The following is a 12,503-nucleotide window of genomic DNA, read 5'->3' on the forward strand; positions in this document are numbered from 1 at the left end:
GGCTCGAGCCACAAGCCCGGGCCGGGAGGATCGTGCCCGCCATGGCTCACCTGCTGCGGTCGGCACCGGTCGAGGAGGCAGCATGAGTTCCGTCGTTGTCAGTTCCCGTCGCGAGGCCGAGGCAAGTCCCGGGTCCCCGCACGCCGAGCCCGCGCGGCTCCAGCGGCCGGGGGAGCAGCTCGTCACGATGCTCGCCCCGGATGGCACGCGGCATCCGAATCCCTCCCTCGACCACTTCGTCGCCGATCTCACGCCCGAGCGCCTGCTCGCCCTGCACGAGGACATGGTGACGGTGCGCCGTATTGACACGGAAGGCGTCGCCTTGCAACGGCAGGGCCAACTCGGACTCTGGCCGCCCCTGCTGGGGCAGGAGGCAGCGCAGGTGGGCTCTGCGAGGGCACTGCGTTCCGATGACTTCGTCTTCACGAGCTATCGCGAGCACGCAGTCGCGTACTGCCGGGGCATTCCGATCGACACGATCATGCCGATGTGGCGCGGCACAGCGGCATCCGGGTGGAACCCCTTCGAGTTCGGGATGGCGCCACCGGCGATCATCATCGGGGCGCAGACGCTCCACGCGACCGGTTACGCGATGGGCTGCGCCAAGGACGGGGTCGACTCGGCGGCGATCGCCTACTTCGGTGACGGCGCGACGAGTCAGGGCGACGTCAACGAGGCCATGGTCTTCGCTGCGACCTACTCCGCGCCTGTCGTGTTCTTCTGCCAGAACAACCACTGGGCGATCTCGGAGCCTGTCGGACTCGTGGCCCGCCGGCCGCTCGCGGATCGTGCTCCGGGCTTCGGCATCCCGAGCATGCGCGTCGATGGCAACGACGTGATCGCGGTCATGGCGGCGACGCGCTGGGCGCTCGAGCGTGCACGCTCGGGCGACGGCCCGTCGTGGATCGAGGCGGTGACGTACCGCATGGGGCCGCACACGACCTCCGATGATCCGAGCCGCTATGTCGACCCCCTCGAGCGGGAGGAGTGGGCGGCGAAGGACCCGATCGACAGGCTCGAGCGGCACCTCGAGCAGCTCGGGGTGTTGGGGGACGCGCATCGCGCCGCGGTGAAGGAGACGGCGGATGCGACGGCCGCTGCCATGCGGGCCGCCTGCGTCTCGCTGCCAGACCCCGAAGCGCTCAAGCTCTTCGACCACGTGTACACCGAGCCGACCGCGTGGTTGAGCCGGCAGAGGAGCCAGTACGAGGCGTATCTCGCGATGTTCGAGGGTGGGGAGGAGGCATGACCGAGCTCACTCTCGCCTCCGCGATCACCTCGGGACTGCGCCACGCCCTGGCCGAGGATGATCGTGTCGTAATCATGGGCGAGGATATCGGCCAGCTCGGTGGTGTCTTCCGCGTGACCGACGGGCTGCAGCGCGACTTCGGGGCCGATCGTGTCATGGACACGCCACTCGCCGAGGCGGGGATCTTGGGCACGGCGGTGGGGCTCGCCTACCGCGGCTATCGCCCCGTGGTCGAGATCCAGTTCGATGGCTTCATCTACCCGGCCTTCGACCAGATCGTGGCCCAGGTGGCGAAGCTGCACTACCGCACCCGCGGGGTCGTGCGCATGCCGATCACGGTGCGCGTGCCGTATGGCGGCGGCATCGGGGCGGTCGAACACCACTCGGAGTCACCCGAGGCCTACTTCACCCATACCTCTGGGCTCCGCGTCGTCACGTGCTCAAATCCGCAGGACGCCCACTGGATGGTGCGCCAGGCGATCGCGAGCGACGACCCCGTGATCTTCTTCGAGCCCAAGCGCCGGTATTGGGTCAAGGGCGAGGTGGAGGAGTCGATGCAGTCGGCGCCCCCACTCGACAGCGCACGGGTCGTGATGGAGGGAACGGATGTCACACTCGTCGCCTACGGCCCGCTCGTCGCGACGGCGATCGATGCCGCCGTGGCCGCTTCGGATGAGGGCGTCTCGGTCGAGGTTGCCGACCTCCGTTCGCTGTCGCCCGTCGACTTCGAGACGGTTGAGGCATCCGTGCGCCGCACGGGGCGACTCGTCGTCACTCACGAAGCGCAACAGTTCGGGGGACTCGGTGCTGAGATCGCCACGAGCGTCACGGAGCGCTGTTTCGAGCACTTGCGTTCAGCGCCCGTGCGTGTGACAGGGCACGACGTGCCCTACCCCGCGTCGCGACTCGAGGAGCACTTCCTCCCCGACCTCGATCGGCTGCTCGATGGCATCGACCGCGCCCTCGGCCGGGTCAATTCGCTCACCGGCTGGTCGGCACCCACGGGGAGGACCGCATGAGCGTGCAGGAGTTTGCCCTGCCTGATCTCGGCGAGGGGTTGACGGAGTCGGAGATCGTCTCGTGGGAGGTCGCCGTCGGTGACGCCGTCGAGCTCAACCAGGTGCTTGCCGAGGTCGAGACGGCCAAGGCGCTCGTCGAGTTGCCGTCGCCCTTCGCGGGCACGATCTCCGAGCTCCTGGTCGAGCCTGGCACGACCGTGCGGGTCGGCACGCCCATCATCACGATCGAGACAGCGGATGCTGCGGGCTCGGGGCCGACGGTGGAGACCCCGTCGATCCCGGCAAAACCGCCCGCCGCAGTCGAGAGCATCCCGGATGCGCCGGAGCCACCGCCTGCCCCGCAGGCACCCGCCCCTCCCGAGACACCGCCGGCACCCGAGCGCACCTCGGTGCTGGTCGGCTACGGACCAAAGGTCGCATCGGAGGAGCGCCCGCGCCGCCGCCACCGCCGGGAGGAGTGGCTCGCCTCACGCAGCGCCGCCGCCGAGGAGTCGCAGCCTGCCTCGGATGCCGCGCCGCAGCATCCGAATCTCTCGCTCCCTGGCGAACGTGGAGGCGACACGCGCGTGCCCATCGCGGGCGTGCGTCGACGCATGGCCGAGGCCATGGTGCACAGCGCGTTCACGGCACCACACGCGAGCCTCCGCCTCGACGTCGACGTGACCGAGAGCCTCGCACTCGTCGAGAGACTCAAGCGGCACCCGCGCCTTGAAGGAACGCGCGTGAGTTTCCTCACGATCGTGGCGGCCGCCTGCCTCAGCGCGCTTCGCACCTCGCCCGCGATCAACAGCCGATGGGATGCTGAGCGAGACGAAGTGATCGAGTTCGCCAATGTCGGCCTCGGCATCGCGGTCGCGACGGACCGCGGGCTGCTCGTGCCGCACATCCACGATGCCGATCGGCTCTCCTTCGCCGTGCTCGCCCGCGAGATGGCGGAACTCGTCACGAGCGCGCGCGAGGCGACCACGACTCCCGCGCAGTTGGCGGTAGGCACCTTCACGATCACGAACGTGGGAGTCTTCGGGGTCGACGCTGGCACGCCGATCCTGCCCCCGGGCGAGGCGGCGATCCTTGCGCTCGGCGCCGTGCGGAGGCGACCGTGGGAGCACGAGGGCGAGGTGGCACTTCGCTCTGTCGTGAGCCTCACCCTCTCCTTCGATCACCGACTGGTCGACGGCAGGCAGGGCTCCGAGTTCCTGACGGCGGTCGGCGACATCTTGGGCGATCCATCGGGCGCGTTGGCCTATCGGTGATGGGGCCTTGCATCGAGCCCGCGCACGGGCCAGTGTGGGCGCATGCAGAACGACTCCACCGCCACGCTGCTCCCTGAACAGACCGCCGAACGCCTGCGCGAGAGCGCCTTCACGCACCTGCACCGTGCCCTCCGCGGCTCCTACCGCACGAGGGACTTCGCCTCGGCCGCGCGGCTGGTCGCGACCGTGGCGGAGATCGCCGACGAGCTGAACCACCATCCGGAGGTGCATCTCGGTTGGGGCCGGGTGGCGTTCGAGCTGACCTCGCACGACGCCGGGGGAGTGACGGACCGCGATCTTGCCCTGGCCGCCCGCATCGACGCTGCTGCGGCGGATGCCGGTGCAACGCCCGTCGAGGCCGTGCTGAGCCTCTACGAACTCGCGATCGATGCGAGCGATACCGACGCCATACGCCCTTTCTGGCGGGCCGTGCTCGACTACGAGGAGGTGCCCTCGAGCGATGGCGGCATCGAGCTGGCAGACCCACGGCGGCGTGGCCCTCGGGTCTGGTTCCAGGGAATGGATGTCGCGCGCACCGCGCGCAATCGCCTGCACCTGGACGTCTATGTGCCCGCCGAGCATGCGCAAGAACGAGTCGCGGCGACGCTCGAGGCGGGAGGAACGCTCGTCACCGATGAGTTCGCGCCCGACTGGTGGGTCGTGGCGGATGCGGAGGGCAATGAGGCCTGCATCTGCACCTCGTCCCGCTGATGGCCGGTGACGCGCATGCGGTATGAGTTCACGAGCGAGCTGTGGCGGTGGAAGGGCCGGGTCGATTCGACCTGGGTCTTCGCCTCGGTGCCGGAGGAGGTCTCCGACGAGATCCAGCAGGTCGTCGCGGGCATGGAGAACGGCTTCGGCTCGGTGCGCGTCGATGTCTCGCTTGGGGCGAGCCGGTGGCGCACCTCGATCTTTCCGAGCGATCGTGCCTACTCCCTGCCGATCAAGAAGGCAGTGCGTTCCGCGGAGGGCGTAGACCTCGGCGACGAGGTGCGCCTCGCGATCGAGCTGGTCGACTTCTAGTCAGCGCTCGGTACCATGAATCGATGAGCACCCCCTTCACGATGGGCCCGGCGATCCTCTTCTGCCCGGCCGACCGACCCGAGCGTTTCGCCAAGGCCGCTGAGCGAGCGGATGCCGTCATCCTTGACCTCGAAGACGCGGTGGGTGAGGCCAACAAGGCGGCAGCGCGTGAGGGGGTCATTGCCTCCTCGCTCGACCCTGAGCGCACGATCCTGCGCATCAACAGCACGCGCAGCGAGCACTTCGAGGCAGATCTCGACACGCTCGCGAGGAGCGGTTACAGCACCGTCATGGTGCCCAAGGTCATGACGCCGGAGGAGCTCGCGCTCCTCGCCCCATACCGGGTCGTCGCCCTCATCGAGTCCGCGCGGGGACTCCTGGCCGCACCCGAGATCGCCGCGCTGCCCCACGTCGTCGGCCTCTTCTGGGGCGCCGAGGACCTCACGGTCTCCCTCGGCGGCACGAGCAGCCGCGGCCCGGACGGGCGCTACCGCGACGTGATCCGGGTCGCTCGCTCGAACATCCTCCTCGCGGCGCGCGCGAACGGCAAGGCCGCCATCGACGCGATCAACGTCGACTTCACGAATCTCGATTCCCTCGCAGCAGAAGCAGCGGATGCCGCGGCGAGCGGTTTTTCCGCGACCGCCTGCATCCATCCGGCCCAGGCCGAGACGATCCGTGCCGCCTACCGCCCCTCGGCGGAGCAGCTCGACTGGGCGCAGCGCGTCGTGGACGGGGCCGCCGCGACCCAGGGAGCGTTCAGCGTCGACGGGGCGATGATCGACGAGCCGGTCATCCGTCACGCAGAGGCGCTGCTGCGCCGCGCGGGAACAGACGAGCGCTCCGCGCGTTAGCTCCACCGTACGTACCACCCCGTCGAAAGGTCCACCACCGCATGACCACCCTTGCCGTCGCCGGTGCCACCGGTCACCTCGGCCGACTCGTCCTCGCCAGCCTCATCGAGCGGGGTGCCGCCCCGAGCGACATCGTCGCCATCGGCCGGGATGTCTCGAAGATCGCCGATTTCGCCGAGCAGGGGGTCACCGTGCGCGCTGCCGACTACTCGGATGCCGCATCCCTCGACCCCGCCCTCGACGGCGTCGACCGCCTACTGCTCATCTCGGGCAGCGAGGTGGGTCGTCGAGTCGCCCAGCACACGAACGTCGTGCAGGCCGCCAAGCGGGCGGGGGTGCAGTTCATCGCGTACACGAGCGCGCCCCACGCCGACACGACGAGCCTCGCACTCGCCCCGGAGCACAAGGCGACGGAGCAGATCATTCGCGACTCGGGCATCCCCTTCGCCCTCCTGCGCAACAACTGGTACACCGAGAGCTACCTCCAGGTTGCCGAGCAGGCGAAGTACACGGGGCTCATCATCGCGAGCCTCGGTGACGGTCGCATCGCGAGCGCGAGCCGCCGCGACTACGCGGAGGGTGCCGCCGTAGTACTGCTCAGCGAGGGACACGAGGGCGCGACCTACGAGTTCTCAGGCGATGTGGCCTGGGACTACGACGACCTGGCCCGCGTCGTCTCGACGATCGTTGAACGCGAGGTCGCCTACAAGCGGGTGTCGTCAAAGGACCACCGCAAGATCCTCACGAAGGCGGGTCTCGACATGGGGACCGCGGGCTTCGTCGTCACGCTCGACACCAACACGAGGGAGGGGGCGCTGGCGGATGCGACAGACACGCTCAGCACCCTCATCGGGCGGCCGACGACTCCGCTCGCCGATGGCCTCGCATCCGCTTACGCGGAGGCCATGGCCGCGCGCCAACAGGAGTGACTGGGGCCTTTCTCAGTCCTCGAAGGTGTTGAGGAGGCCGTGTGCCGCGCGGTCGAGGTACGCCCACAGGGTCGCGTCGTCGAGCGGGCTGAGTTCGAGCGTGTCGAGCGCTCGGCGCATGTTCGCGAGCCAGGCATCGCGGGCCTTCGGGCCGACCTTGTAGGCGGCGTGCCGCATCCGGAGTCGCGGGTGGCCGCGCTGTTCGCTGTAGGTGCCGGGCCCGCCCCAATACTGCTCGAGGAACATCGTGAGGCGCTGCACGGCCCCCTCAAGGTCGTCTGCCGGATACATGGGCCACAGCACCGGGTCCTGCTGCACGCCGTCATAGAACGCCCGCACGAGGCGATCGAAGGTCTCGTGACCGCCGACCTGCTCAAAGAAGCTTCCGCCGGCGGCCGGGCCGTTCTCGGTCGATCGCAGCGTCACGGGGCTGCGCACGCCCTCGGGGCCGGCGGGAACATCGTTCGGGTGGGACTGGCTCATCGTGGCTCCTTGCGGGTTCGTGCAGGCTTGGGGGAGGCGGGCTCCGAGATCGCGAGCGGACTCGTCTTCGGCGGTCGCGCGCCCGTGACATTCGTGGCGCCGTCGTAGCCCTTCAAGACAACGCTATTGAGCGCGGGAAGGCGCACGCCCATCTCATCGAGCGTCGCCTTCAGCCGGGCGCGAAGCTCGCGGGCGACATCGTCCTTGCTCGACGACCTCGTCTTGACGACGAGGCGCACGACGACCGCCTCGGAGGAGATCGACTCGATGCCCCAGATCTCCGGTTTCTCGAGGATGCGGCTGCGCCACTTGGAGTTCTGGTACATGTCGACCGCGGTTGCGAGCATCCGCTCCTGCACCAGCTCGACATCCGCCTCATAGGGCACCGCGAGGTCGATGATCGCGCGCGCCCACCCCTGCGAGAGGTTCCCCACCCGCAGAATCTCGCCGTTGCGCACGAACCAGAGGGTCCCATTGACGTCGCGCACCTGCGTGACCCGGATGCCGACCACCTCGACGACGCCCGTTGCGGGCCCAAGATCGACGACGTCACCGACGCCGAGCTGGTCCTCCGCAACCATGAAGATGCCGTTGAGCACATCCTTGACGATGTTCTGCGCACCGAAGCCGAGGCCAGCCCCTACGGCGGCGCTGATGATCGCGAATGCCCCTGAGGCGTTGGGGAACACCACCCCGACGAGCAGGATGAGCGCGAGCACAACCACGACCGAGGTCACAGCGCTGTTCAGCACGGTTCCCAGCGCCCGCGTGCGCTGCACGACGCGAGCGGCAGCCAAAGGAGAAGCGGAGAGTGCCTGGGTGTCCTCAACCCTCTGCCGCTTCTTCACGCCGCGCACGACGCGGTCCACGACGCGGGCGATGATCCGCAGCAGCACGTAGCGCACCACGATGGAGCCCGCGACGATCAGCAGCACCTTGAGTGGCACCTGCCAGGTGTCGATGAACGCCAGCACATCCGCCCAGAAGGCGGTCCAATCGAAGGCGGCGGGAGTCTCGTCCATTTGCCGCCAAGTCTAAGCGGGGTGCCTGCGTGACCCTTTCGAAGGGCCACGCAGGCACCAGCGCCTAACGGGCGTCGCGCTCCTGCACGCGCAGTGCACGCTCGACGCCGTCGAGGTTCTCGACCACGAGGCGGCGGAGGGCCGGGATCTCCTGGTTGGCGTTGAGCCACCGGCGCGTGGCATCCACCAGCTCCTGCGAGGCAAGGGGGGCCGGGTAGAGGCCCACGATGAGGGCGGATGCGATGCCATAGCTGCGCGACTCCCACAGCGTCAGGAGGGAGGAGAAGTAACGCTCGACGAGCGGCTCGAGCGACGAGGGGTCATTGACGTGCTGCACGCCCATGCCCGTGTGCCGCACGATCATGTTGGGCACCGTGTCGGAGTCGACGATCGACGAGAACGCGGCGAGCTTGGCCTCGGCCGTCGGGATCGTCGCGCGGGCTCGCGCTGCCGCCTGCTGGCCGTTCGCCGTGTTGTCCTTCTCGAGCGCCGCCGCGATCTCGGCCTCGCCGGCAGCGCCGTTGAGCACGAGGCCCTCCAGCAGCTCCCACGAGAGGTCGGTGTCGATCTCGAGGCCCTCGAGCGTGATCTCGCCATCGCGCAGGCCGCGCAGCGCCTCGGCGTGGTCCTGCGTGGATGCGATCGCCGCGAAGAACTTCACGAACTGGAACTGGGCATCCGAGCCGGCCTCGGCCTGCTGGGCGAGCGCCCACAGTTCCGTGCCGACCTCCTCGATCGTCTCCGCGCGTGTCGCCGGGTCGACGTACATGCGCGCCGTCGTCATGAGCTGGGTCAGGGTCGTACGGATCGTGGTCGACTCGGTCTCGCTCGCGATGTTGCCGAGCACGAGGCGCACGTAGTCGCTCGCCTTCGTCTCGCCGTCGCGGGTGGAGTCCCACGCCGAACCCCAGACGAGTGCTCGGGCGAGCGGGTCCGAGATGCGGCTGAGGTTCTCGATCGCTGTCTCGAGCGAGGCGTCGTCCAGGCGGATCTTTGCGTAGGCGAGGTCGTCGTCATTGATGAGCACGAGGGCGGGACGCTGCATGCCGACGAGCTCCGCGACATCCGTTCGCTCGCCATCGACGTCGATCTCGACGCGGTGCGAGCGGGTGAGTGCGCCGTCGGCATCGTGGTCGTAGAACCCGATCGCGAGGCGGTGGGGACGGATGGTCGGGTAGTCCTCGGGCGCCGTCTGCGCGACCGCGAAGGAGGTGATGCGGCCCTCGGCATCCGTCTCGATCTCGGGGCGGAGCGTATTGACGCCCGCCGTTTCGAGCCACAGCTTCGACCACGTCGACAGGTCGCGGCCGCTCGTCGCCTCGAGCTCGGTGAGGAGGTCGACGAGTTCCGTGTTGCCCCACGCGTGCTTCTTGAAGTACGCCGCGACGCCCGAGAAGAACGCCTCACGGCCGACCCAGGCCACGAGCTGCTTGAGCACCGAGCCGCCCTTGGCATAGGTGATGCCGTCGAAGTTGACCTGCACGTCCTCGAGGTCGTTGATCGTCGCGACGACGGGGTGCGTCGAGGGCAGCTGGTCCTGCCGGTAGGCCCAGCTCTTCTCCATCGCCTGGAAGGTGGTCCACGCCTCGGTCCACTCGGTCGCCTCAGCGGTCGAGATGGTCGAGGCCCACTCCGCGAAGGACTCGTTGAGCCACAGGTCGTTCCACCACTTCATGGTCACGAGGTCGCCGAACCACATGTGGGCGAGCTCGTGAAGGATCGTGACGACGCGACGCTCCTTGATGGCATCCGTCACCTTGCTGCGGAAGACGTAGGTCTCGGTGAAGGTGACGCAGCCCGCGTTCTCCATGGCACCCGCGTTGAACTCGGGCACGAAGAGCTGGTCGTACTTCTCGAAGGGGTAGGCGTAGTCGAACTGTTCCTCGTAGTACTCGAAGCCCTTGCGGGTGATGTCGAAGATGTAGTCGGCATCGAGATACTCGGTGAGGGACTTGCGGCAGAAGACGCCGAGAGGGATCGTGCGGCCATCGCGGCTCGTGAGCTCGCTGCGCACGACGTCGTAGGGTCCCGCGACGATCGCGGTGATGTAGGAGGAGATGCGGGGCGTGGGCGCGAAACGCCAGGTGCCGACCTCCCCGTCGATCTCGGGCTCGGGCGTGGGGGAGTTGGAGACGACCTGCCAGCGCGCGGGTGCCGTCACGGTGAAGGAGAACTCTGCCTTCAGATCGGGCTGCTCGAAGACGGGGAAGACCCGGCGGCTGTCGGGCACCTCGAACTGCGAGTAGAGGTAGACCTCGCCGTCGACGGGGTCGACGAAGCGGTGCAGGCCCTCGCCCGTGTTGGTGTACTCCATGTCGGCGACGATCGTGAGCTCGTTCCGCTCAGCGAGCGACTCGAGCTGGATGCGCATGCCGTCGGCGGCAGACACATCGACCTGCTCGCCGTTGAGCGTGATCGAGTGCACGGTGCGCGTGATCGCGTCGATGAAGGTCGACGCTCCCGCCTCGGCTGTGAAGGCGATCATCGTCGTGCTGCGGAAGGTCTCGTCACCCGTCGTCAGGTCGAGGGCCACATCGTAGCTCTCTACCGAGAGGAGGGCGCTGCGCTCCTGTGCCTCGAGGCGGGTGAGATTGTCTCCGGGCATGCGAATGCTCCTCCATTGTGAGTCGGTTGTCGTGCGACGCTGCGCACGTTCGGTGCGGCAGCCGTCGCCAGCAAGCCTAATCGCGAGACGGTCAGCGGATGCTCGTTGTCACGCCATCCCGCACGGGGACCGCCTGCGCGGCCTCCGTCGGCTGCGGGGCCTTGGTCAGCAGCCCTCGCGTGTCTGAGATCGCACCCACCAGCATTGCTCGGAGCAGTGCGTCAGGGTCGTCGACGAGCGCATCGGCAGCGGCGAGCACCGCCGTGCTCACGATGGCGCGACCTCGGCGCGAGAACGAGACGGGGCGGCGCGACGCTGGGATGCTCGCCGCGAAGTCCTTTGCCCAGGCCATGGCGAGCGGCGCGCTCGACCATGCCTCCGCAAGGAGCTGCGCTGCGGCATCCGGCTTCGGGCATGCGAGTTCGTCGAGGGCGGCCTCGCACGCGAGCACACCGGCGGCGAGGCTGCGCTGGGCGGATTCAGCAGCAACTCCGATGGGGGTGACGGCGGCGCGGAGGCCCACGAGGGGCTCGATGATCGGCGAATCGCCGGTGAGTCCGACGACGCTCGGGATGTGGGTCGCGAGACGCTGGCGTCCCTCGTCGCTCGTGAAGTCGTTGACCCCGCGGGCAAGGAATGCGAGGAAACGGTGTGTGCACTGCGGATGGTCACTCCACGTCTCGCCCGCGAGGTAGGAGGCGAACTCCATGAAGCAGGCACCCTGCCGGGGACGGCGGTGGCGTCCCCTCGACAACACGGGCATGCCGCCCGGGACCTCCCACGAGAACCGGTCGCGCTGTCCTCCGATAGCCATCAGACACCTCCACGTTGAGACGCATGTGTCCTTACAGTGTGCGCCCCTTGGCGGGGGATTACCAGAGCCAAGGCCCAAGCACGGCTAGCGTGGAGCCATGACTGACATGAACGCCACCGCGCCCACCCGAGTCGATTTCTGGTTCGATCCCTCCTGCCCGTGGGCCTGGATGACGAGCCGCTGGATCGATGAGGTTGCGGCGCTTCGCGACCTCGATGTGCACTGGCACATCATGAGCCTCGCCGTGCTCAACGAGGACCGCGACGACCTGTCAGACCACTACCGTGAGTTCCTCCCTCGCGCACGGCGCTACGCCCGCCTCGTCGCGGCCGTCACCGAGGTGGAGGGCGAGCAGGCGGTCAAGCCGCTGTATGACGCGCTGGGAACGCGCATCCACCCTGGCGGGTCGACCGACGCCGACACCGTCATGCGCGAGGCGCTGGCCGAAGCGGGGCTCGCCGCCGAGCTCATCGCGCACGCCGACACCGAGGAGTATGAGCCGCAGCTCCGCGCGAGCCACGCTGAGGGCATCGGCCGTGTGGGCCAGGATGTCGGCACTCCCGTCATCGCGGTCGAAGGCACCGCCTTCTTCGGGCCAGTCATCTCTCCCGCCCCCAAGGGTGAGCAAGCCGCGAAGCTGTGGGACGGCGTCGTCGCAGTCGCCGCCTACGACGGCTTCTTCGAGCTCAAGCGCTCCCGCACTCGCGGCCCCCAGTTCGACTGAGCGATGGGGGGTGCGCACCGCTTCTACACTGGACGGATGCGCATCCACATCGCCACCGATCACGCCGGCCTCGACTTCAGTCGCCACCTGCAGCAGCACCTCGCCGAGCAGGGACATGAGGTCGTCGACCATGGTCCGAGTGACTATGACCCGCTCGACGACTACCCCTCGTTCTGCATCAACGCGGCCCGGGCCGTCGCACGGGACCAGGAAGTAGGTGTCGAGGCGCTCGGGGTCGTCTTCGGAGGGTCGGGCAACGGTGAGCAGATCGCGGCCAACAAGGTCACGGGCATCCGTGCCGCCCTCGTGTGGAGCACCGCGACGGCCGAACTTGCGCGCGAGCACAACAACGCCAACGTGATCTCGATCGGTGCGCGCCAGCACCCTGTCGAAGATGTCGTCTCGTTCATCGACACCTTCATCGCGACGCCGTTCCCCGGCGAGGAGCGGCACGCCCGTCGCATCGCGCAGCTCGGCGAGTACGAGACGACAGGCCTGATCGCGGGCCACGAGATCGTCTGAGGCCCG

Annotated in this window: 13 protein-coding genes; 9 read left to right on the forward strand and 4 right to left on the reverse strand. The window is 68.4% G+C overall.

Features of this window, described 5'->3' with window-relative positions; all coding sequences use genetic code 11:
- Positions 1 to 82 precede the first annotated feature (82 nt).
- The 7 genes from pdhA to ACIQK7_RS10385 are packed head-to-tail and all read left to right on the forward strand — an operon-like array spanning position 83 to position 6,327.
- A complete protein-coding gene (gene pdhA / locus ACIQK7_RS10355; protein ID WP_403024369.1) occupies positions 83 to 1,249 on the forward strand; it encodes a pyruvate dehydrogenase (acetyl-transferring) E1 component subunit alpha in 1,167 nt (388 codons plus the stop codon).
- Positions 1,246 to 2,268 carry an alpha-ketoacid dehydrogenase subunit beta gene (locus tag ACIQK7_RS10360; protein WP_403024371.1) on the forward strand — a complete coding sequence of 341 codons (1,023 nt, stop codon included), beginning with the start codon at positions 1,246 to 1,248 and terminating at the stop codon, positions 2,266 to 2,268. Before pdhA ends, ACIQK7_RS10360 begins: the two co-directional genes overlap by 4 nt.
- Entirely contained in the window at positions 2,265 to 3,521 is a 1,257-nt protein-coding gene (locus tag ACIQK7_RS10365; protein WP_403024373.1) for a dihydrolipoamide acetyltransferase family protein, read from the forward strand. The genes ACIQK7_RS10360 and ACIQK7_RS10365 overlap by 4 nt, the downstream gene beginning before the upstream one ends.
- Positions 3,522 to 3,563: 42 nt before the next feature.
- Positions 3,564 to 4,232: a VOC family protein gene (locus tag ACIQK7_RS10370; RefSeq protein WP_403024375.1), complete on the forward strand. Its 669-nt coding sequence runs from the start codon at positions 3,564 to 3,566 to the stop codon at positions 4,230 to 4,232.
- Positions 4,233 to 4,247: 15 nt separating this feature from the next.
- Positions 4,248 to 4,544: a DUF1905 domain-containing protein gene (locus tag ACIQK7_RS10375; protein ID WP_403025676.1), complete on the forward strand. Its 297-nt coding sequence runs from the start codon at positions 4,248 to 4,250 to the stop codon at positions 4,542 to 4,544.
- A 23-nt stretch (positions 4,545 to 4,567) separates the two neighbouring features.
- A complete protein-coding gene (locus ACIQK7_RS10380; protein WP_403024378.1) occupies positions 4,568 to 5,398 on the forward strand; it encodes an HpcH/HpaI aldolase/citrate lyase family protein in 831 nt (276 codons plus the stop codon).
- A gap of 41 nt (positions 5,399 to 5,439) precedes the next feature.
- Entirely contained in the window at positions 5,440 to 6,327 is an 888-nt protein-coding gene (locus ACIQK7_RS10385; RefSeq protein WP_403024381.1) for an SDR family oxidoreductase, read from the forward strand.
- A gap of 12 nt (positions 6,328 to 6,339) precedes the next feature.
- On the opposite strand, the gene ACIQK7_RS10390 is transcribed toward ACIQK7_RS10385, so the two are convergent.
- The 4 genes from ACIQK7_RS10390 to ACIQK7_RS10405 all read right to left on the reverse strand — a co-directional run bounded on the left by ACIQK7_RS10390 (position 6,340) and on the right by ACIQK7_RS10405 (position 11,251).
- A complete protein-coding gene (locus tag ACIQK7_RS10390; protein WP_403024384.1) occupies positions 6,340 to 6,810 on the reverse strand; it encodes a globin in 471 nt (156 codons plus the stop codon).
- Positions 6,807 to 7,832 carry a mechanosensitive ion channel family protein gene (locus tag ACIQK7_RS10395; protein ID WP_403024387.1) on the reverse strand — a complete coding sequence of 342 codons (1,026 nt, stop codon included), beginning with the start codon at positions 7,830 to 7,832 and terminating at the stop codon, positions 6,807 to 6,809. The genes ACIQK7_RS10390 and ACIQK7_RS10395 overlap by 4 nt, the downstream gene beginning before the upstream one ends.
- A gap of 64 nt (positions 7,833 to 7,896) precedes the next feature.
- A complete protein-coding gene (gene pepN / locus ACIQK7_RS10400) occupies positions 7,897 to 10,437 on the reverse strand; it encodes an aminopeptidase N (RefSeq protein WP_403024390.1) in 2,541 nt (846 codons plus the stop codon).
- A gap of 91 nt (positions 10,438 to 10,528) precedes the next feature.
- Positions 10,529 to 11,251, reverse strand: a complete 723-nt coding sequence (locus tag ACIQK7_RS10405; RefSeq protein ID WP_403024393.1) for a hypothetical protein — start codon at positions 11,249 to 11,251, stop codon at positions 10,529 to 10,531.
- A 97-nt stretch (positions 11,252 to 11,348) separates the two neighbouring features.
- Here ACIQK7_RS10405 and ACIQK7_RS10410 point away from each other — a divergent pair, with 97 nt between their 5' ends.
- Both ACIQK7_RS10410 and ACIQK7_RS10415 read left to right on the forward strand, forming a co-directional pair.
- Positions 11,349 to 11,975 (forward strand): DsbA family protein, encoded by a 627-nt coding sequence (locus ACIQK7_RS10410; protein WP_403024395.1) that lies wholly within the window; start codon positions 11,349 to 11,351, stop codon positions 11,973 to 11,975.
- A 36-nt stretch (positions 11,976 to 12,011) separates the two neighbouring features.
- Complete coding sequence (locus tag ACIQK7_RS10415; RefSeq protein WP_403024398.1) at positions 12,012 to 12,497, forward strand: ribose-5-phosphate isomerase; 486 nt, start codon at positions 12,012 to 12,014, stop codon at positions 12,495 to 12,497.
- The last annotated feature ends 6 nt before the right edge of the window (positions 12,498 to 12,503 follow it).

It is taken from the genome of Salinibacterium sp. GXW1014 (assembly GCF_044769865.1).
Taxonomy (GTDB): Bacteria; Actinomycetota; Actinomycetes; order Actinomycetales; family Microbacteriaceae; genus Homoserinimonas.